Consider the following 20,282-nt stretch of genomic DNA (forward strand, 5'->3'; position numbering starts at 1 on the left):
CCCGGTGCCCGGCGAGCGCTGCGTCGATGCTGACGCCGGAGCGGCTGCAGGCGGCCCCCGCCCGCTGGCGCGCGCTCGCCGCCCTTGCGGCCGGCGGGCTCTCCGCGCTGGCCATGCCGCCCTTCGGGCTGTGGCCGGTGCTGGCGCTGACGCTGCCGGTGCTGGTGTTCCTGATCGACGGCACCCTGGAACTGCCGCTGCGCCGGGCGCTGCAAGCGAGCTTCCTCGCCGGCTGGCTGTTCGGCATGGGCTATTTCGTTGCCGGCCTGTGGTGGATCGGCCAGGCGTTTCTCGTCCAGGCGGAAGTCTTCATGTGGCTGATGCCGTTCGCGGTGATCGGCCTGCCGGCGGCGCTTGCGGTGTATACCGGGCTCGGCTGTGTGCTCGCCCGGCTGCTGTGGACCCGGGGGCCCGGGCGGATCCTCGCCTTTGCCGCCGCCCTCACCTTGGCGGAGACGGCGCGCGGCACGCTGCTGACCGGCTTCCCCTGGAACGATTTCGGCTATGCGCTAGCCACCGATCTGCGCTTCGCGCAAGCCGCCTCGGTCATCGGTCTCATCGGCCTGTGCCTGGTTGCGCTGGCCTGCCTTGCCAGCCCGGCGGCGCTGTTCAGCCCCGCCGGCGCCCGCCGCGCCCGCCATGTGCCACTCGCCCTCGCCGTCGGCCTGCTCGCCGCCCTGTGGGCGGGCGGCCAGTGGCGCCTTGCCACCACCGAGGTCGGCACGGTGCCCGGCGTGCGGCTGCGGCTGATGCAGCCCGACCTGCCGCAGGACCAGAAATTCCGCTACGACGCCCGCCGCAGCGTGATGGACCTCTATCTGGCCACCAGCGAGAGCCAGGGCGGGCTTGCCGGCGTCACCCATCTGTTCTGGCCGGAATCGGCCTTCCCCTTCTTCCTCGAACGCGAGCCGGAAGCGCTGGCGCGAATCGTGGCGATGCTGCCGCGCGGCACCACCCTCATAACAGGCGCCGCGCGCTACCAGCCAGTGCCGGGCCGCGAGCGGCCGGATGTGTTCAACGCCGTGCGGGTGATCGATTCGGAAGGGATGATCCGCGGCAATGCCGACAAGGTGCATCTCGTTCCTTTTGGCGAATACCTGCCGTTTCAGGAAACGCTGGAGGCGATAGGGCTGGAGGCGCTCACTCGCCTGCGCGGAGGCTTCGCCGCCGCGCCCATGCGCAGCCTGCTGCCCATTCCCGGCCTGCCCGATGCGGTTCCGCTGATCTGCTATGAGGCGATCTTTCCCGACGAGGTGATGCCCGCCTCCCTCGCCCAGGCCGGCGAGGCGGGAACCCGGCCGGGCTTCCTGCTCAACCTGTCCAACGATGCCTGGTTCGGCCTCACCCCGGGCCCCTACCAGCATTTCGAGCAGTCCCGCCTGCGGGCGATCGAGCAAGGATTGCCGTTGGTCCGGGTAACCAACAATGGCATCTCCGCCATTGTCGACCCGCTGGGACGAATCACCGCGATTCTACCCTTGGGTGTGCGAGGCGTACTGGACGACAGCCTCCCACAAGCTTTGTCCGCTACCCCTTATGCCACGTTTGGCAGGGTGATACCGTGGTTGTTGCTTCTTGGCGGCCTCTGCGGGGCGCTCGTGCTGCGTTTGCGAGCTATGCACGTCTAGATTGATCGACGCCGGAACGCGCTGCGCCTAGACTGTCGACGGGCTCGGGCACTGCTTCTCTCCCTCTGAACCGGGGGGGAGGTATTTTTTTGTTTGCAGTCGGGGAAGCCGATGACGAAGAAATCTCCCAATCCCGTCGACAAGTATGTCGGCAGCCGGGTCCGCATGCGTCGCATGATGGTCGGCATGAGCCAGGAAAAACTTGGCGAGAGCCTCGGCATCACCTTCCAGCAGATCCAGAAATACGAGAAGGGCACCAACCGGATCGGCGCCAGCCGCCTGCAGAATATCTCGCAGGTGCTCTCCGTGCCGGTGGCCTTCTTCTTCGACGGCGCCCCCACCATGACGGGTGACGTGCCTGGCTTCGCCGAGGACGCCTCGCCGGCCTATGTCTCCGATTTCCTGGCCTCGTCGGAAGGGCTCGCCCTCACCCGCGCGTTCCTCAAGATCGCCGACAGCAAGGTCCGCCGCCGTATCGTCGACCTGGTAGAGGCTCTTGCCGAGCCGAGCCCGGCGGCGTGAGCCGCCGGTGCCGGCGCGTTCTTTTTTCCGAACGAATCCGCCTTTAAAACCTTGACCGCCCCGACCGCGCTTGCAAAAGATGCGCGGTCGGGCGCGGGCATATGCGCCTGCCGAGAATCGAGGAGCCGACTCGTGTCCCGCCAAGCCTATCTTTTTACTAGCGAATCCGTCTCCGAGGGGCACCCTGACAAGGTGTGCGACCGCATCTCCGACGAGATCGTCGACGCCTTCTTCAAGCACGGTCCGGAATTCGGCTGGGATCCGAGCCATCTGCGTGTGGCTGCCGAGACGCTGGCCACCACCAACCGGGTGGTGATCGCCGGCGAAACGCGCGGCCCGGCGCAGCTGACCAAGGACTTCCTCAGCCATATCGCCCGGCTCGCGATCAAGGATATCGGCTACGAGCAGGACGGCTTTCACTGGGAGAAAGCGGCGATCGACGTGCATCTGCACGCGCAGTCGGTCGACATCGCCCAGGGCGTCGATTCCGCCGGCAACAAGGATGAGGGTGCCGGCGACCAGGGCATCATGTTCGGCTATGCCTGCCGCGAGACGCCCGAGCTGATGCCGGCGCCGATCTATTACGCCCACAAGATCCTCAAGCTGCTTGCCGATGCCCGCCATTCCGGCGAGAGCACCGTGCTCGGCCCCGACGCCAAGAGCCAGGTGACGGTGCGCTATGAGGGCGGCAAGCCGGTCGAGGTGACGCAGATCGTGCTCTCGACCCAGCACCTCGATGCCGACCTCTCCTCGCACGATGTGCAAAGCATCGTGGAACCCTATATCCGCCAGGCGCTTCCCGATGGCTGGATCACCCCGGCCACCGTCTGGCACGTCAACCCGACCGGCAAGTTCGTTATTGGCGGGCCGGATGGCGATTGCGGCCTGACGGGCCGCAAGATCATCGTCGACACCTATGGTGGCGCGGCCCCGCATGGCGGCGGCGCCTTCTCCGGCAAGGACCCGACCAAGGTCGACCGCTCGGCCGCCTATGCCGCGCGCTACCTCGCCAAGAACGTGGTCGCCGCCGATCTCGCCGACCGCTGCACCATCCAGCTGGCCTATGCCATCGGCGTGTCCGACCCGCTGGCGGTCTATGTCGACCTCTACGGCACCGGCAAGGTCGACGAAGCCAAGCTGGAGAGCGCGCTGCGCGAGGTGATGAACCTGCGCCCTCGCGGCATTCGCGAGCATCTCGGCCTCAACAAGCCGATCTATGCCCGCACCTCCGCCTATGGCCATTTCGGCCGAGCCCCGGATGTCGATGGCGGCTTCTCCTGGGAGCGGACCGATCTGGTCGAGGCGCTTAAGTCCGCCGTCGGCTGACATTGACGCCCCGCGCGCGATTGCACGCGGAAGACACTGCGCTTATGCGGGGCGGACAGGCCATGTCCGCCCCGCCCTTGTTTCGAGCATCCCGCATGACCGCCGCCGACGACACCCGCCCCGACACGACCGGCGACAGGCCGCCGGATGGCGCCCCCGCCCCCCGCGAGGCCGCTTTCTATGGCCGGCGCAAGGGCAAGAAGCTGCGCACGGCGCAGGCCGCCCACATGGCGCAGGACTTGCCGCGCCTTGCCATCGGGCTGGACGATGTCGGCGCGGCGTCGCTCGCCGACCTCTTTCTCCACCGCGTGCGCGAGGTGCGGCTGGAAATCGGCTTCGGCGGCGGCGAGCATCTGGTGGCCGAGGCGCAGCGCCACACTGACATCGGCTATATCGGCGCCGAGGCGTTCCTCAACGGCATCGCCAAGGCGACGACCAGCGTGAGCGAGAAGGGGCTGGCCAATGTCCGGCTCTATGGCGACGACGTCATTCCCCTGCTCGACCGCCTGCCCGCCGCCAGCCTGACGCGCGTCGACCTGCTCTATCCCGACCCCTGGCCCAAGCGCCGGCACTGGAAGCGGCGCTTCGTGCAGGCCGACAATATCGACCGCATCGCCCGGCTGCTGGTGCCCGGCGGGCATTTCCGCTTCGCGACCGATATCGAGCATTATGCGGCGTGGACGCTGCGCCAGCTTCTCGCCGATCCGCGCTTCGACTGGACCGCCGAGCGCGCCGACGACTGGCGCCTCGCCTGGGCCGGCTGGCCGGGCACGCGCTACGAGGCCAAAGCCCTGCGCGAGGGCCGCCGGCCGGGATACTACGAGTTCCGGCGCCGCTGATTACCGTCTAGACTTGGAACCATGACGGGTGCGGCCGCGTTTATGTGGCACGTCGACCCACTGTCCCTTATCCGGAGATACACATGGCCCAGCCGCAGGACGATTTCGCCAAGCTGTCCGCCGACCTCTCGACCCTGCGGAGCGATGTCGCGAAGCTTACCGAGACGCTCGCCACCATCGCCAAGTCGGAAGGGGCCTCGGCCGCCGACGCCATCGCCGGCCGGTTCCGCTCGGGCGCCGCGCGCGCCGAGGCCGCCGCCTCCGGTCTTGCCGAGGAAGGCTATGCCGCCCTGCACGACGCCAAGGTGCGTGCCCAGGCGTTGACCGGCGATCTCGGCGCAACGATCGAACGCAACCCCTATGGCTCGGTGCTCGCGGCGCTGGGTGTCGGCTTCCTGTTCGGCCTGCTGTCGCGGGGCAAGTGATGCTCCGCCTTCTGCTGGCGATATTTGGCGGGGAAATCCGCCTCATGGCGCGCAGGGCCGCGCGCACGGCCCTGCTCTGCGCGATTGGCGGCCTGCTGATCGCGTGCGCGGCGGTGTTCTTCATGATCGCCTCGTTCATCGCTCTGGCTGACCGCTACGACGCGCTTACCGCCGCGCTGGTGATCGGCGGATCCCTGTTGGTACTGGGCCTCATCTTCCTTCTCGTCGCGCTGCTGCGTGGGCGGCGACGCCGGCCGGCAGGGCTTGGCGGCTATGGCGCCTATGGTGCCATGCCCCCTGCGGCTTCCGGCATGGCGCCGGGCGTCGGCCCGGCACCGCCGGCCGGGATGCCTCCCGCCAGCGTGAAGACCGTTCTCGGCATTGCGGCCGGCGCGGTGGTCGTCGGCCTTATTCTTGGCCGACGGGTCTGAAAATGTGATGCCGGGCCCTCATCGGCCCGGTCCGCATTAGCCTCCCGTTATTGCAGGGGCTGCTAAAAAGGACCAATCTGCCACAAAGGCCGGAGCCCGGCGCCACCCGCGTGGCGCGGGGCGTTCCGCTTGCCGCAGGAGGTTCCAACTTGACGTTTCGACGTTTGTCGCTGCGGCCGGGAGCGGCCATTCTCGCTACGCTCACGGCGTTGGGTGTCGCGCTGCCCGCGCGTGCCGACGCCCCGCCGGCAGACTTCATCGCCCGCTCCTCGCCAGCGGGCAATTATCTCGCCGCGCGCCTCGCCATCACCGAACGCGACACGGCCGCCGCCGCCGCCTATTACCGCGAGCTGGCCCGGCTGTTCCCGCGCCAGCGCGAATTGCTGGAGCGCGCCTTCCTTACCCTGCTGGCGGAAGGCTCCATCGACGAGGCGGTCGGGCTGGCCCAGCGGCTGGTGCGGATCGATCCCGAACATACGCTGGCACGGCTGGTGCTCGGCGTGCGGGCGATCAAGGCCAAGCAATATGTCACCGCCCGCAGCAATCTGCGCCGCTCCGGCCAGGGTGCCATCGCCGAGCTGAACGCCACCCTGCTCAGCGCCTGGAGCCAGTTCGGCTCAGGCGATGCCCGCGCCGGCGTCAAGGCGATCGACGCGCTGCAGGGCCCGGAATGGTATGCCGGCTTCAAGGATTTCCACGCCGGGCTCCTGCTCGACGCGGCCGGCGTCAAGAAAGAAGCCGGCCAGCGGCTGGAGGCGGCGCTCAAGCTCGATCCGCGCACCCTGCGCGTCGTCGATGCCTATGCGCGCTGGGCGTCGCGCAATGCCGACAAGGCGCTGGCGGTCTCGACCTATGAGGCGTTCGACAAATTGGTGCCCGGCGACCCGCTGGTGGCCCGCTCGCTGGAGCAGCTGAATGCCGGCAAGACGCTTCCGCCGCTGGTGACGACCCCGGTCGCCGGTGCGGCGGAGGTTCTGTACGGTCTTGGCGCGGCGCTCGGCCGCCAGGGCGGCGAGGACCTCGCTTTGGTCTATCTGCAGCTCGGCCGCTGGCTGGACCCCTCGCAGCCGCTGATGGCGATCACTCTCGCCGACCTGTTCGAGACGATGAAGCGGCACGAGGACGCCATCGCCCTCTACGCCGCCGTGCCCGATTCCTCGCCCTTCAAGACGAATGCTGAGGTGCAGCGCGCCCTCAATCTCGACGCCATCGACAAGCATGACGAAGCGCTCGCCGTGCTCAAGCAGGTGGTTGCCGGGAATGTGAAGGACCAGCGCTCGATCATGGCGCTGGGGGACGTGCTGCGCGCGAACGAGAAGTTCGCCGAGGCCGCGGAGGTCTACACCACGGCCATCGACCAGCTCGGCACGCCGCAGGCCAAGGACTGGGTGCTCTATTACTTCCGCGGCACCTGCTACGAGCGCACCAAGCAGTGGGACAAGTCCGAGGCCGATCTCAAGAAGGCGCTGGAGCTCAGCCCCAACCAGCCGCATGTGCTGAACTATCTCGGCTATAGCTGGATCGACCAGGGGGTGAACCTGGAGGCCGGCACCGATATGATCCGCAAGGCGGTGGCGCTGCGCCCCGATGATGGCTTCTTCATCGACAGCCTCGGCTGGGCCTATTACCGCACCGGGCATTACAATGAGGCGGTGCGCGAACTCGAGCGTGCGGTCGAGCTCAAGCCGAACGAGGCGGTGATCAACGACCATCTCGGCGACGCCTATTGGAAGGTCGACCGCAAGCTGGAAGCCCGCTTCAAGTGGAACCATGCCCGCGACCTGAAGCCCGAGCCGGACGAGCTGGCCGATATCGAGCGCAAGATCGCGGTGGGCCTGGATGAGGCCGAGCGTATCAAGTCAGGCGCGGCGACGATCCAGAAGACCGAGGCGGCGCCCGCCGTCGAGCCGCAGAAGGCGGCGGTGGACAAGACGCAGGATGCTGACAAGCCGGGCAATGGCGGCTGAGGCCGCGGCTGTCGCGTTCTATCGATACAAAAGAGGGGCGGGTCCTGCGGGACCCGCCCCTTTTTATTGATCGGTCTTCTTAGCTGGTTGGTCTTCGGGCTCAGCGCGCGGCGGTGCCGACGAAGAACAGCGGACGCGCGCGGAGGGCGAAGGCGCCATCGCCGATCAGCCAGAGCGCGAAGGATGCCACGATCAGGAAGCCGGGATATTCCCAGCCGCCGCCAGCGGCGGAGAACAGCCAGCCATTGGGAATGTGAACGCTCATGGCGCCGGCCATGACCGGGATCAGCAGCAGCGCGACATGGCGGGCATAGACGCCGGCGATGATCAGCAGGCCGCCGATCAGCTCGGCCAGGAACACCGGCCAGGCCAGCGCTTCCGGCAGGCCGAGGCTGCCGAGGAAGCCGGCAAAGCCGGGGATGGTGAAAACGGCGTATTTCAGCAAGGCGTGGGACACCCACATCAGGCCGAGCGCGACGCGCAGGACAAAGGCGCCGTAGGGGGCGGAACGGGAATCGATCATGGCGGATCTCGCGGGAATGTTGAAGGAGCGGGGCAGGCGGCGCCTGTCGTCGCTCGGAGGTAATCCAACGCCCGCCGCAACGCGATAGCCGCGAATACCCGAGCGCCCTTGCATTTCCGCAATGGCGTGACGATTGACAGCCACGCCATGTCCTCGTCCCCGCCCGTTTATCGCGCCGAGGTGGTGGGACCCTGCTGTAACGGTCATTCCGGGCGGCAGGGCGCGTGCGTGCCTGAGGCCGCGTGCCCTAGCTGCGCCCGACAGGCTGCGCCGGTCCCCGAATGGAACTGGAAGCGGCCGTCTCTTTCAGGGAAGCGCCTGGACCTCACCAGAAGCGGCCGCCCGCGCCAGGATGGCAGACCCCGCCCGTCCATCCGCGCGCGGTTGTCGACTATTTTACCGGATCGATTTCCGCCGTCTCGACTGGCACGGTCTCGGCGCGGGCCGCCGGCTTGGGCGCCACAGTGCGCTCGGCCAGCCGGGTGCGGCCGCTGCCACCGCGCTTGAACTCGCACCACAGCCGGTCCGCCCCGGCGAGATTGCCGCGGAAGCTGACCTTGTCGGTCTTCTCCAGCTCGAAGCAGGGCTGGAAGGCCACGCCCTTCAGCTTGGCGCACACCGACTCGCCCCGCACCATGATGGTGCCGGCGGGCAGCGTCACATAGCGAGCATTGCCCTTGCCGCGCATCTGGATGGTGCCGGCGACCGAGCCGTCGGGAAGGATGCGGCCCGAGCCGGCCGTGCCCTCATAGCAGGTGTAGGAGAAGGTCTGCCCGACGACGAAGCGCTGGGCCTCCTGCGCCGTCAGCGTCTCGGCCGAGGCGGAAGCCATCGGCGCCACCATGATGGCGGCGAGAAGGGCGGCAGCCGGCAGGGCAGAAGACAGGCGCATGACGGTTTCCATCGCTCGGGAGTTTTCACGATGCGCTGCGAAGGGCCTGCCTTGTCAAGGCCGCACGGCGAATCAGTCCCTCCTGCCGGGGCACGCGACTTGCCGGTGTGGCCCCGCCGCAACGCCTTCGGTACCACGATCCCTATGGTGAAGGATGAGGGTTAACAGCTCGCAAACGCGCGCCGCCCTTCAGCCTGCCGCTGGCAGCGCCGCCCGCGCCACCGGCTTTTCGACGATCGGCAGGTTGATGGCGGCAGAGGCGAAGCTGAGCGCCACCGATAGCCACCAGACGAAATCATAGGAACCGAGGCGCTCATAGAGCAGCCCGCCCAGCCAGACGCCGAGGAAGCCGCCCACCTGGTGGCTGAAGAAGGCGAAGCCGTAGAGCATGGCGAGATAGCGGGTGCCGAACATCAGCATCACCAGTCCCGAGGTCGGCGGCACGGTGGAGAGCCACAAAAGGCCGAGCACGATGCCGAAGCCGATCGCCGTCACCGGGTTCGCCGGCAGAAGGACGAAAGCGATGATGGCAAGTCCACGGGCAAAATAGATCGCCGCCAGCAGATAGCGGCGGGGCATGCGGCTCGACAGCCAGCCCGAGCCGAGCGAGCCGGCCATGTTGGCCAGCCCGATCGCCGCCAGCGTCCAGCCGCCCACGGCGATGGAGAGGCCGCGGTCCATCAGATAGGCCGGCAGATGGGTGGTCACAAAAGCGAGCTGGAAGCCGCAGGTGAAGAAGCCGAGCACCAGCAGCACATAGCTGGGATGGCGGAAGGCCTCTCCCAGCGCGGCGCCGATCGACTGCTGGCGCTCCCCCGCCTTCGTGGCGGGAGGCGCGCCCGCCAGCGCCAGCGCCAGCGGCATGATCAGCAGCATGGCGAGGCCGAACACGAGCAGCGTCTGGTGCCAGCCAATGGTGGTGTTGAGCCCCGCCGCCAGCGGGGGAAACAGGAACTGGCCGAAGGAGCCGGCCGCCGTGCCGGCGCCAAAGGAGAGCGGGCGCCACTTCTCCGGCAGCATCTTGCCGAAGGCGGCGATGACGATGTTGAACGAGCAGCCCGAAAGGCCGAAGCCCACCAGCACGCCGGCGGACAGGTGCAGCATTCCGGGCGTCGCCGAATAGGCCATCAGCACCAGGCCGGCGGCATAGAGCGCCGCCCCGAGCCACAGCACTCGCGTCACCCCGAAGCGATCGGCGACCGCGCCGGCAAAGGGGGTGCCTATGCCCCAGATCAGGTTCTGGAGGGCAATGGCGAGGCCGAATGTGTCGCGGCCCCAGCCATATTCGCCTGTCATCGGCAGCATGAAGAGGCCGGAGGACGCACGCGGGCCGAAACTGAGCATGGCGATCAGGCAGCCGCACAGCACGATTAGCAGCGGCGCGCGGGCTGCGAGGCTGGGCCGGGGAGCGTCGGTGAGGGCGGACATTGGAGGCCTCGAATCGGCGCGGCGGGCTGCCTTGGGCGTTCAGGCTAGCGCTGGGCCGTCCCGGATGGAAAACGAATAAATTTCAGGATGAGTATCAGCAAAACTGATGAAAGTGGGGAGGCTTTGCTGTCCGAGGTGGCTCGATACTGCCGCAGTGAGGCCGCCGCGCCACACCTCCGCGCAATAGCGGCCAGTGACACGCCCGTGATCGGCTGGTTCACGAACTTTGCCATGCTTCGCCTGTAGGTGAGGATCATTGCCGCATTTCACCGTTCCCCACCTCCTTCCTTCCGCGTGCGCCCCCCATGCTTCTCGACCGACGCCTTTTTCTCCTTGCCTCGCCGTTCGCCCTCGCCGGCTGCGCCACCACGCGCGAGCCGATGACGAGCCGCGTCCTGCCGCCGGCGATGGACCCGCACTATCTGCGCATGTATGCCGCGATCACCGACGAGCCCTTCCCGGTGCCGGCGGTTGACCTCACGCAGATCGACCCGCGCTTCCTGCGCCAGGAAGTGGCCTATCCGACGCGCTACCAGCCGGGCACGATCGTCGTCGATCCCAATGAGCGCTTCGCCTATCTCGTCATGGCCAATGGAAGGGCGCTGCGCTACGGCGTCGGCGTCGGGCGCGAGGAAGGTTTCAATTTTCGCGGCGAAGGCGTCGTCGCCCGCAAGGCGTCGTGGCCGGGCTGGACGCCCACCCCGGCGATGATCGCCCGCGAGCCCGAGCGCTACGGCCCCTATGCCGGCGGCCTGCCGGGCGGGCCGACCAACCCGCTGGGCCCCCGCGCGCTCTATCTCTACAAGGACGGGCGCGACACCTATTACCGCCTGCACGGCACCACCGAGCCCTGGACCATCGGCACGCAGGTATCGTCGGGCTGCGTGCGCTTCATCAATCAGGACATTATCGACCTGTACCGCCGCGTGCCCACCGGCACCCGCGTCATCGTGCTGCCCGCCACCGGTGTGCCGGTCGGCTGAGCCGGACGGGCGAGAGGCCCACGCGCTCGCGGCGCCTTTCGGTCAGTACAACGTCATGCCCGGGCTCGGCCCGGGCATCCACGTCTTTCGCCTGGCCCTGCGCTAAAGTGGTGGATCCCCGGGTCGAGCCCAGGGATGACGGCGAGAAGGCGGCCAAGGCCGAGCATACCGGCCGGAGTGAACCCGCCTGCGGCCCCGCTTCACCCCAGCCTGATCTCGAACGGTTCATTCTCCATCGCCTCGCGGCCCCGGCCGATGGCGGCGATGGCGGCGCTCATGCGGCCCTGACGGCCGAGCGCGGAATCGGCGATCGCGACCAGCAGCGCGTTCGGCGTGGCGATAGGGGAGGCGGCACGCAAGGCGTGGGCGATCTCCGCCTCGTCGCGCTCGGGCTCCAATGCGCAGGCGGCGATATAGGCCGAGGCGGTGGAGCGGCTGACGCCGAGATAGCAGTGCACCACCAGCGGCGCCTGCCGCGGCCAGCGGCGCGCGAAGCCGAGGATCGCCTCGACATGCTCGATCGAGGGGTGCACCAGCCCGTCCTGCGGGGCGAGAATGTCGTTGAAGCCGACGAAGAGATGATTCTCGCGCAGCACCGTGGGCGGCAGCGTTACCGGCGTCGCAATGTTGATCACGCTCAGCACATGCTCGGCGCCGGTGCGGGTGACGGTCTCTGCGAGACGCGAGAGCGGGCAGACGTGGATCATGGGGCCTCCGCGACCAGTTCCTGAAAGCGGGCGAGAAAGCGCGCCTTCGCCTCATCCGCGCTCCAGGGAGTTAGGTAGTCGCGCTCGTCCGCGCTGTCGAGCGGGCAGGGCGTGCCGAAAAAGCGCCGCGCTTCCGCGATCTCGAAGCCGGCGAGCCGGGTCGCCTCCAGGAACGCGCTGGCGCGGTCGGCCGCCTTGACCCGTGCCACCAGAGTGGCCGGCCAGTGCGGCGGCAGGCCGAAGCGCAGGCTCACCGCCGCCAGCAGCCGTGCTTCCACTGCCTTGTAGTCGCCCCCGATCACCGCCTTGAAGGGGCTGATCATGTCGCCGACCACATATTCCGGCGCGTCGTGCAACAGCATGGCGAGCCGCCAGCGCCGGTCGATATCAGCCCCGCGCAGTGCCGCCTGCCGGCGGGCGAGCAGCTCGACCAGCACCGAATGCTGCGCGACGGAGAAAATGTGCTCGCCGCGCGTCTGGCCGTTCCAGCGGGCGACGCGGGCAAGGCCATGGGCGATGTCCTCGATCTCGATGTCGAGCGGCGAGGGATTGATCAGGTCGAGCCGCCGCCCCGACAGCATGCGCTGCCACGCGCGCAGGGGCTTTGCGGCCGCCAGGGGGAGGCTTGCGGGAGTGCGGGGCAGGGCTTTGACAGGTTCGCTCATGGCAGGTTCGGTCGTATCAGGTTCGGTCGTATCAGGTGCAGCCGTGGCGCGGCCTGCATGGTGCCGGCCTCAGGCCCGCGCGCCGTGGCGGTGGCAGGTGACGGCATGATCGTCCACCATGCCCACCGCCTGCATGAAGGCATAGACGATGGTCGGGCCGACGAAATTGAAGCCGCGCTTCTTCAACTCCTTCGACATGGCGATCGCCACCGGCGAGGTGACGAGAGCGGGATCACCGGGCGCGCGGCGATTGTCGAGCACCGGGCCGTTAATGTCCCAGAGCAGCGTTGAGAAGCCCGGCCCGCGCTCCTGGATGTCGAGCCAGACCTGCGCCGAGCGGATGGTCGATTCGATCTTGGAGCGGTTGCGCACGATGCCCGCATCCTGCATCAGCGCCTCGACCTTTTCAGGCGTGTAGCGGGCGATGATCTCCGGCTGGAAGCCGTCGAACGCGGCGCGAAAACCCTCGCGCTTGCGCAATATGGTGATCCAGGCGAGGCCGGCCTGGAAGCCGTCAAGGATCAGTTTCTCGAACAAGGCGCGGTCGTCATATTCCGGCACGCCCCATTCGGTGTCGTGATAGGCGACATAAAGCGGATCGGTGCCGCACCAGGCGCAGCGGGTCAGCCCGTCTTCATGGGTGTGGACCTTCACGGTGCATTCTCCGTGCCCGGAATGGCAAAGCGCGCCCAGCCGGGGCGCTCGGGCACCAGCGCCGTGCCGTCCGCCTCAATGAGCTGGCCGGCGGCGCGGGCCTCCTCCAGCCGGTCGAGCCGCACCAGCGCCAGCGCCCGCCCGTCGACGCCCGAGCCGATACGGCCGATGCTCTTGCCGCCGGCGGTGATCGGCGTGCCCTCGGCCGGCGGCGGTCCGCACAGAGCGAGCGGGATGATGCGGGTGCGCGCCGTGCCGCGATGCTGCATGCGGCTGACGATTTCCTGCCCGACATAGCAGCCCTTGTCGAAATCGATGCCGCCGAGCTGGTCCATGTCGGCCTCGTGCGGAAAGGCGTCGCCATAGAGGAAATCCTGCCCGCCCTCCGGCACGCCGAGGCCGATGCGGTGGGCATGCCATTCCGCCTCCGGAACCATGGCGATCTGCGCCGCCTCGGCGGCTGGCAACAGGAAGCGCCGGCCGAGCGCCGGCAAGCGCGGGTCGTCATAGGAAAGCGTGTCGATCAGCGGTTCCGCCCCACCCCAGGCGACCGCGACGGTGAGGTCGTCGAGCAGGCCGATCTCCACCTTGGCCCGCAGCCGGTAGAGCTGCAGCCGCTTGAGAAGGTCGGGCGCCACAGCGCGGGGAATGTCGAGGCGGAAGCCGCCCTCGGTCGTCAGCACGATCATGTCGGCGACGATCTTGCCCTGCGGGGCGAGCAGCGCGGCATAGCGCGCCGCGCCGGGCGCGGGGGTGCGGGCGGTGAGAAGATTGTCAAGGAAATGGGTGGCGTCGGCCCCGGCGATGCGGGCGACGGCACGCTCCTTCAGGATCGCGATCGGCATGGAGGCGCGCTCCGAACTGGGGTGCCCGGCGGTGCGGGCGGGTTGCCCGAGAGGTACGACGCGCCGGGCGATCGGGCAAGCGCAAAGAAACGAAACGGGAACAGGTCGCGCCGGCATGCGCGTTCATCGCCGTGTGGATCCGCAAGGCATTTTCGCCGGCGCGGTTGCCCGCCGACGTCGGCGCCCCATCTTCAGGACGGGCTGCCCCGTTCCAGCCCCCACCATTTCGCAAGGGAGATTTCCATGTCCGGCACCGTTCTCTTCACCGGCACCGCCACCGCCATTGGCGGCCGGGGCGGCCATTCCCAGACCAGCGACGGCTCGGTGTCCGTCGATCTCGGCATGCCGAAGAACGGCGTGCTCGATTCCGGCAAGACGACGCCTGAGCACCTGTTCGCCGCCGGCTATGCCGCCTGCTTCGGCTCGGCGGTCGAGGCCGTCGGCCACCAGAAGAAGCTTGACGTGACCGGCGCCGCCGTCACCGTCGCGGTGTCGCTGGTGAAGGGCGATGACGGCTTCAGCCTCGCCGCCAAACTTTCGCTGAAGGCGCCGGCGCTGACGCCCGAGCAGACCGAGGAGGTGCTGGAGGCGGCGCACCAGATGTGCCCCTACTCCAAGGCCACGCGCGGCAATATCCCGGTCGAACTCAGCGTGGGGTGACCTCCCTGCGAGTACCGCTATAACAATGTCATCCCGGACGGCCCTAGGCCGATCCGGGATCGCATGTCGTTCGTGGTTCTGAAGACGGTCTAGGCTCTCCGGCTTCGCCTCCTGCCGGGACGGTAAAGGGCCGGACGTGCCGGCCCCCGCTCACGCCGAGCGGCGCAGTTCGCCCGTGCCGCCTTGCGCCACCAGTTCGCGCAGGCTCGGCAGTTCCACCGGCGCGCCGGTGGGGCTGACTAGCCCGCGCGCGCCCTTCAGCACACCGGGGCGCAGCTCCAGCCCGAGAAAGCGGCTGCGGTCGAACGCGCCGGGCAGCCACAGCCCTTCCGTCAGCCCGACATCGAAGCCGAAGCGGGCATAATAGGGCGCATCTCCGACCAGCAGGATGGCGCCATGGCCGAGCCGGGTCGCCTCGCAGATGGCGGTGTTCATCAGCGCCGCGCCGAGGCCCCGGTCGCGGAACCACGGATGCACCGCCAGCGGGCCGAGCAGCAGTGCCGGGCGGGCGGGGCCGGCGGTCACATGCCACAGGCGCAGCGTTGCCACCACGCGCCCGTCCGGGCCGTGCGAGGCGAAGGCGAGGCCTTCGGCCGGCTTGCGGCCTTCGCGCAGGCGCTCGCTGGTCTTGGCGAGGCGGGCGGCGCGGCCGAAGGCGAGGTCGAGCAGGGCCTCGCGCTGGGCGATGTCGGCCGGCGTCTCGAGCGAAATGGCGGGGGCGGCAGTGGCGAGCGCAAGGGTGGTCATTGGCGGCCTCCAACACCCGGGATCGCCGGGCAAAGAGGGACAGGGAATTGTGAAATCGGTCGTCGGCCAGCGATCCCGGATCGCCGCGGCGTCCGGGATGACGAGAGCGGGGCGCGGCCCGCTCAGATCACATAGGATCGCAGCGGGTCGAAGCCGTTGAACGCCACCGCCGAATAGGTGGTGGTGTAGGCGCCGGTGGCCTCGATCAGCACCTTGTCGCCGATGGCGAGCGACACCGGCAGCATGACCGGGGTCTTCTCGTAGAGCACATCGGCCGAATCGCAGGTCGGGCCGGCGAGCACGCAGGGCTCCACCGCGTCGCCGTCGCGCGCCGTCACGATGGGGTAGCGGATCGCCTCGTCCATCGTCTCGGCGAGGCCGCCGAACTTGCCGATGTCGAGATAGACCCAGCGCACCGAATCGGTGTCCGACTTCTTCGAGATCAGCACCACCTCGGCCTCGATGAGGCCGGCAGCGCCGACCATGCCGCGGCCCGGCTCGATGATGGTCTGCGGGATGGCGTTGCCGAAATGCCGGGACAAGGCGCGGAAGATCGCCTCGCCATAGGCTTCCGCCGCCGGCACGTCCTGCAGGTACTTGGCCGGGAAGCCGCCGCCGAGATTGACCAGCGAGAGAGAAATGCCGCGCTCGGCGCAGGCGCGGAAGATAGCGCTAGCCGACGCCAGAGCCGAATCCCAGGCCTCGACATTCTTCTGCTGCGAACCGACGTGGAAGGAGACGCCATGCGCCTCCAGCCCGAGCCGGTGGGCATGCTCCAGCACGTCGACGGCCATGTCGGGCTCGCAGCCGAACTTGCGCGAGAGCGGCCATTCGGCGCCGGCACCGTCGCACAGGATGCGGCAGAACACCTTGGAGCCGGCGGCGACGCGGGCGATCTTCTCGACTTCCTCGGTGGAATCGACCGCGAACAGGCGCACGCCCAGCTGGAAGGCGCGCGCAATGTCGCGCTCCTTCTTGATGGTGTTGCCGAAGGAGATGCGGTCCGCCGTGGCGCCGGCGGCGAGAACCATCTGGATCTCGGCCACGGAGGCGCAGTCGAAGCAGGAGCCCATCTCGGCCAGAGCGGAAAGGATCGCCGCATCCGGGTTCGCCTTCACCGCGTAGAAGACGCGGGTGTCCGGCAGCGCCCGGGCGAAGGCGGCATAATTGGTGCGGACCACGTCGAGATCGACGACGACGCAGGGGCCATCTTCACGACGGGTGCGCAGGAATTCGCGAATACGGTCGGTCATGTCAGTCTCCACAACCCGAAGCTTCGATCCAGATGAAGCGGACATGTGGATGCGAACACCCGCCCGCGGCGCCAATGGGCCGCGTTGATGGCAGGAATGCGCACCCGTCCGCCGACCGTGCGGCGCGTGCCGCTCGGTCGTTTGGAATGGAGCCGTGGCATCAGAGCGCCGCTGTGCGCATGTGGAGAGCGCCAGCGTCGTCAAATGCCTTCGCTTGGTACGGGAAACCCGACCGCACGCCCGGCAAGAAGTAGTGCCTCTTCAGTTTCCCGACCTTTGGAGGGCCGACAGAGACCAAAAAAGCCCGTACGTCGTTGCTTCAAGTCACGTTCCCCGCTGAGAGCGAGGTGCGCCGGTTTCGCCTCCGGCTACCGATCTGACTGGCGACTTTCCGGCCTCTTGTCCGGACTTCCGCCGATCGGCACGCGACCACAGGCACGTGCGAATATTGGGCAAGGCGGGATATAGGGATCTACGCCGTCATATGCAAGCGGGTTTTGCAGTTTTCATCGCATACGCCCGAAATATCGGCATGCTTGCCGATCAGGCGGTAGCGCAGGGCCGGCGCTTGGCTTGCGCGGGCAACAGGAGGCGCAGAAGCGGGCGCGCCTCAGCCTTCGACAAAAGGCTCGATAGACTTTGCCTTCATCACGAAGCGATAGATGCCGTAGAGGGCGAGAAGGCCGAAGGCGCCCTCGAAGATGAGCTCCCACACCCAGCTGGCCTCGAAAAGGGCGGCAAGGGCCCAGCCGGCGGCAAGGCCGGCCCCGATGAGCTCGGCGCCCAGCAGGATGGCGGCGCTTCCCACCGTGCTGACATTGTCCCAGCGAATGCGTCGGCCCGTGCTCATCTCGTCCCAATCCGTCTACTTCGGCGCGGCGCAACCTGCTATGCCCGGCGGCGCGGGTCAAGCGGCGACGCCTTCGGCGGGGGCGCATGTGGAGTGCGAAATGGCTCACGATCGGGTTTACGAGAGCACGCGCGCCGGCTCCGGCATGGTCGCCACCCCTCATTGGCAGGCGACCGAGGCCGGCCGTGCGGTGCTGGAAGAGGGCGGCAATGCGGTGGAGGCGGCGCTCGCCGCCGCCGCGACCCTGGCCGTGGTCTGCCCGCAGGTGAACCAGCTCGGCGGCGACGGCCTGTGGCTGATTCGCGACCCGCGCGGGCGCGTCGCGTGCATCGACGCCGCCGGTCCGGCCGGCGAGGAGGCGCTGGCCTCGTTCTACCACGAGCGCGGCCATGACGAGATCCCCGCGCGCGGCCCGCTCGCCGCGCTCACCGTGCCGGGGCAGGTGGGTGGCTGGTTGCTGGCGCAGGAAGCCGCCAGCGCCTTTGGCGGCCGCATGCCGGCGCGGCGGCTGCTCGAATCGGCGATCGAGCACGCCCGCGTCGGCATCTCCGTCTCGCCCTCGCAGCACCGCGCGACCCTTGAGTCGCGCGCCGAGCTCGACGCCATTCCCGGTTTCCGCGCCTCCTTCCTCGAGCCCGATGGCAAGGCGCCGGCAGTGGGAACGGTGCAGCACTGCGAGCGGCTGGCCGACACGCTGGCGCAGCTCGCCCGCGCCGGGCTCGACGATTTCTACCGTGGGGAGGTCGCGCGCGAGGTCGCCGCCGATCTGGCGCGCGCCGGCAGCCCGGTGACGCGCACGGACCTGCGGGTCTATCGCGCCCTCACCCGTCGGCCGCTCACGCTGAAGCTGCCGGACATGGCGCTGTGGGCCGCGCCGCCGCCCGCACAGGGACTGACGATGCTGCTGACCCTCGCGCTTTTCGCCCGACTCGGCATCACAAGGGTAGAGAGCGCCGCCCATCTGCACGGGCTGATCGAGGCCGGCAAGCGCGCCGTGCGGATCGGCGCCGCGGCGATCACCGAGCCGACTGTCCTCAGCCCCGACCCCGCCGATTTCCTCACCCCGGAGGCGCTGGCGCGCGAGGTGGCGGCGATCGACCCAAAGCGTACTTTGCCCTGGCCGCAGGGCGCCGGAAGGGGGAGCACGCCTTTCGCCACGCCTTTCGCCACGTCTGGCGGCGCGGCGTGGATCGGCGCGGCGGACAAGAGCGGCGTCATGGTGTCCTATCTCCAGTCGCTGCATTCGACCTTCGGCGCCGGCCTCGTGCTGCCCTCGACCGGCGTCCTGATGCATAATCGCGGCGCCGCCTTCTCCCTTGATCCGCGCGCTCTCAATCCACTGCAGCCCGGCCGCCGGCCGCCGCTGGCGCTCAGCCCCGGCCTGGCGCTGCTGGCGGATGGGCGCGTCATCGCTTTCGGCGCCAGCGGCGGCGAGGGCCAGCCACAGACCGATGCCGCGGTGCTCAGCCGCTATCTGTTCGGCATGCCGCTCGGCGCCGCCATCGCCGCGCCGCGCTGGCGGCTGAGGGCAGGGCTGCAGATCGAGGCGGGAATCGACGAAGCGATTGCCGAACAGCTTGCCTCCGCCGGTCACGATGTCGAGATCATCCCTGAATCGTTCCCCGACATGATGGGCCATGCCGGGGCGGTCATTCTGCATCCCGGCAAGGCGGGGCTGGAGGGCGCGCATGATCCGCGCTCGGACGGCGGCGCAAGCGGGGTGTGAACAGGCGTATCTGCCCCTACGCGACTTCATCGAACGGTCACAACAACATGCGAGACGCGCCGCCATGGACGTGATTCTCACCAATGCCCGCCTTGTCCTGGAAGACCGCGTCGTCGATGGCACGCTGGTCCATTCGGACGGGCGCATCCGCGCGATCGACGAAGGCCGCTCGCACCTTTCCGCCGCCATCGATTGCGAGGGTGCCTATCTCGCGCCCGGGCTGATCGACCTGCACACCGACGCGCTGGAAGGCCATTTCGTCCCGCGCCCGAAGGTGATCTGGCCGGATGCCCGCGCCGCCGCGCTGGCGCATGACGCGCAGATGGCCGCCTCGGGTGTCACCACCGTCTATGACGCGATCTGCGCCGGCGGCTTCGACCAGGCCAAGGCGGACCGGCGGGCGCTGTATGAGATCATGCTGGACGCGGTCGATTCCGGCGTCGAGCGCGACCTGTTCCGCGTAGACCACCGCGTCCATCTGCGCTGCGAGCTGACGGACCGCACCCTGCCCGACCTTGTCGACGTCGCGCTCGGGCGGCCGACACTGGCCCTCGCCTCGCTGATGGACCACACGCCCGGCACCCGCCAGTGGCGCAATGTCGAGCATCTCAAGGTCTATCTTACCGGCATCGGTAAGAGTGGTGGCGATATCGACGCCGAGGTGGCCGACCGCATCGAGCGCGCGCGCGGTGCCGTCGCCGACAATTACAGCCGGATGGTGGCGCTGTTCGCCTCGTCCGGCCTCGTGCTGTCGAGCCATGACGACACCACCCCCGCCCATGTCGACGAGGCGGTGGCGGCGGGCTGCACCATTTCCGAATTTCCGACCACGATGGAAGCCGCCCGCGCCGCCCGCGACAGCGGCCTCGCCACTATTGGCGGCGCGCCAAACGTCGTGCGCGGCGGCTCGCATGCCGGCGGCGTGTCGATGCGCGACCTCGCGCGTGAAGGGCTGCTCGACGCTCTCGCCTCGGACTATGTGCCGGCGAGCCTTCTGCAGGCGGCGCTTGCGCTGACCCGCACCGCCGGCCTCACCCTTCCTGACGCACTGGCCCTCGTCACCTCAGCCCCCGCCCGGCTCGCCCGGCTGGAGGATCGCGGCCGGCTGGAGGCGGGCCTGCGGGCCGATCTGGTGCGCTTCCGCCTCGCCGACGATACGCCCCGGATCGACGATGTCTTTGTCGCCGGCCGGCGTGTCTTTTGAGGGGCCC

The 20,282-nt window shown here is 68.7% G+C and carries 21 protein-coding genes; 11 read left to right on the forward strand and 10 right to left on the reverse strand.

The features are described 5' to 3' along the window. Positions 1-26: 26 nt before the first annotated feature. The 7 genes from lnt to J2S76_RS06920 all read left to right on the forward strand — a co-directional run bounded on the left by lnt (position 27) and on the right by J2S76_RS06920 (position 7,138). Entirely contained in the window at positions 27-1,628 is a 1,602-nt protein-coding gene (gene lnt / locus J2S76_RS06890; protein WP_307058787.1) for an apolipoprotein N-acyltransferase, read from the forward strand. A gap of 111 nt (positions 1,629-1,739) precedes the next feature. After that, on the forward strand, positions 1,740-2,150 hold the full coding sequence (locus tag J2S76_RS06895) for a helix-turn-helix domain-containing protein (RefSeq protein ID WP_307058789.1): 411 nt from the start codon (positions 1,740-1,742) through the stop codon (positions 2,148-2,150). A gap of 132 nt (positions 2,151-2,282) precedes the next feature. Then, positions 2,283-3,476 (forward strand): methionine adenosyltransferase, encoded by a 1,194-nt coding sequence (gene metK / locus J2S76_RS06900; RefSeq protein ID WP_307058791.1) that lies wholly within the window; start codon positions 2,283-2,285, stop codon positions 3,474-3,476. A 95-nt stretch (positions 3,477-3,571) separates the two neighbouring features. Further along, positions 3,572-4,315, forward strand: a complete 744-nt coding sequence (trmB, locus tag J2S76_RS06905) for a tRNA (guanine(46)-N(7))-methyltransferase TrmB (protein ID WP_307058793.1) — start codon at positions 3,572-3,574, stop codon at positions 4,313-4,315. An 83-nt stretch (positions 4,316-4,398) separates the two neighbouring features. Next, positions 4,399-4,740: a hypothetical protein gene (locus J2S76_RS06910; RefSeq protein ID WP_307058794.1), complete on the forward strand. Its 342-nt coding sequence runs from the start codon at positions 4,399-4,401 to the stop codon at positions 4,738-4,740. Then, positions 4,740-5,171 (forward strand): hypothetical protein, encoded by a 432-nt coding sequence (locus J2S76_RS06915; RefSeq protein ID WP_307058796.1) that lies wholly within the window; start codon positions 4,740-4,742, stop codon positions 5,169-5,171. Before J2S76_RS06910 ends, J2S76_RS06915 begins: the two co-directional genes overlap by 1 nt. Positions 5,172-5,380: 209 nt before the next feature. After that, the gene (locus J2S76_RS06920) at positions 5,381-7,138 is read left to right on the forward strand and encodes a tetratricopeptide repeat protein (RefSeq protein WP_370874709.1); all 1,758 of its coding nucleotides are present in this window, start codon (positions 5,381-5,383) and stop codon (positions 7,136-7,138) included. Between the two features lie 100 nt (positions 7,139-7,238). On the opposite strand, the gene J2S76_RS06925 is transcribed toward J2S76_RS06920, so the two are convergent. From J2S76_RS06925 to J2S76_RS06935, 3 genes are all read right to left on the reverse strand, one after another. Further along, positions 7,239-7,661: a DoxX family protein gene (locus J2S76_RS06925; protein ID WP_307058800.1), complete on the reverse strand. Its 423-nt coding sequence runs from the start codon at positions 7,659-7,661 to the stop codon at positions 7,239-7,241. A gap of 391 nt (positions 7,662-8,052) precedes the next feature. Further along, positions 8,053-8,553: a hypothetical protein gene (locus J2S76_RS06930; RefSeq protein ID WP_307058802.1), complete on the reverse strand. Its 501-nt coding sequence runs from the start codon at positions 8,551-8,553 to the stop codon at positions 8,053-8,055. Between the two features lie 189 nt (positions 8,554-8,742). Next, positions 8,743-9,981 carry an MFS transporter gene (locus J2S76_RS06935; RefSeq protein ID WP_307058804.1) on the reverse strand — a complete coding sequence of 413 codons (1,239 nt, stop codon included), beginning with the start codon at positions 9,979-9,981 and terminating at the stop codon, positions 8,743-8,745. A 305-nt stretch (positions 9,982-10,286) separates the two neighbouring features. On the opposite strand from J2S76_RS06935, the gene J2S76_RS06940 reads away from it, so the two are divergent. Continuing rightward, a complete protein-coding gene (locus J2S76_RS06940) occupies positions 10,287-10,964 on the forward strand; it encodes a L,D-transpeptidase (protein WP_307058806.1) in 678 nt (225 codons plus the stop codon). Positions 10,965-11,164: 200 nt separating this feature from the next. Here J2S76_RS06940 and J2S76_RS06945 read toward each other — a convergent pair whose 3' ends face one another. The 4 genes from J2S76_RS06945 to ygfZ form a co-directional block, all read right to left on the reverse strand. Further along, positions 11,165-11,671, reverse strand: coding sequence for a tyrosine phosphatase family protein (locus J2S76_RS06945; RefSeq protein ID WP_307058808.1), 507 nt, complete (start codon positions 11,669-11,671; stop codon positions 11,165-11,167). Further along, positions 11,668-12,336: a YfbR-like 5'-deoxynucleotidase gene (locus tag J2S76_RS06950; protein ID WP_370874703.1), complete on the reverse strand. Its 669-nt coding sequence runs from the start codon at positions 12,334-12,336 to the stop codon at positions 11,668-11,670. Before J2S76_RS06950 ends, J2S76_RS06945 begins: the two co-directional genes overlap by 4 nt. A gap of 69 nt (positions 12,337-12,405) precedes the next feature. Continuing rightward, complete coding sequence (locus J2S76_RS06955; protein WP_307058810.1) at positions 12,406-12,990, reverse strand: DNA-3-methyladenine glycosylase I; 585 nt, start codon at positions 12,988-12,990, stop codon at positions 12,406-12,408. Beyond that, positions 12,987-13,835 carry a CAF17-like 4Fe-4S cluster assembly/insertion protein YgfZ gene (gene ygfZ, locus J2S76_RS06960; RefSeq protein WP_307058812.1) on the reverse strand — a complete coding sequence of 283 codons (849 nt, stop codon included), beginning with the start codon at positions 13,833-13,835 and terminating at the stop codon, positions 12,987-12,989. The genes J2S76_RS06955 and ygfZ overlap by 4 nt, the downstream gene beginning before the upstream one ends. Positions 13,836-14,078: 243 nt before the next feature. Here ygfZ and J2S76_RS06965 point away from each other — a divergent pair, with 243 nt between their 5' ends. Beyond that, positions 14,079-14,495 (forward strand): Ohr family peroxiredoxin, encoded by a 417-nt coding sequence (locus tag J2S76_RS06965; RefSeq protein ID WP_018388599.1) that lies wholly within the window; start codon positions 14,079-14,081, stop codon positions 14,493-14,495. A gap of 150 nt (positions 14,496-14,645) precedes the next feature. Here the strand turns inward: J2S76_RS06965 and J2S76_RS06970 are convergent, their stop codons facing one another. From J2S76_RS06970 to J2S76_RS06980, 3 genes are all read right to left on the reverse strand, one after another. Next, complete coding sequence (locus tag J2S76_RS06970; protein WP_307058815.1) at positions 14,646-15,242, reverse strand: GNAT family N-acetyltransferase; 597 nt, start codon at positions 15,240-15,242, stop codon at positions 14,646-14,648. Between the two features lie 122 nt (positions 15,243-15,364). Beyond that, on the reverse strand, positions 15,365-16,495 hold the full coding sequence (locus J2S76_RS06975; RefSeq protein WP_307058816.1) for a type III PLP-dependent enzyme: 1,131 nt from the start codon (positions 16,493-16,495) through the stop codon (positions 15,365-15,367). Positions 16,496-17,105: 610 nt separating this feature from the next. Then, positions 17,106-17,345 carry a hypothetical protein gene (locus tag J2S76_RS06980; protein ID WP_018388602.1) on the reverse strand — a complete coding sequence of 80 codons (240 nt, stop codon included), beginning with the start codon at positions 17,343-17,345 and terminating at the stop codon, positions 17,106-17,108. Between the two features lie 100 nt (positions 17,346-17,445). Here J2S76_RS06980 and J2S76_RS06985 point away from each other — a divergent pair, with 100 nt between their 5' ends. Then, complete coding sequence (locus J2S76_RS06985) at positions 17,446-19,071, forward strand: gamma-glutamyltransferase family protein (RefSeq protein WP_307058818.1); 1,626 nt, start codon at positions 17,446-17,448, stop codon at positions 19,069-19,071. A 64-nt stretch (positions 19,072-19,135) separates the two neighbouring features. Beyond that, on the forward strand, positions 19,136-20,275 hold the full coding sequence (locus J2S76_RS06990) for an alpha-D-ribose 1-methylphosphonate 5-triphosphate diphosphatase (protein WP_307058820.1): 1,140 nt from the start codon (positions 19,136-19,138) through the stop codon (positions 20,273-20,275). Positions 20,276-20,282: the final 7 nt, after the last annotated feature.

This window comes from Ancylobacter vacuolatus (assembly GCF_030813595.1).
In the GTDB taxonomy this organism is placed as follows: domain Bacteria; phylum Pseudomonadota; class Alphaproteobacteria; order Rhizobiales; family Xanthobacteraceae; genus Ancylobacter; species Ancylobacter vacuolatus.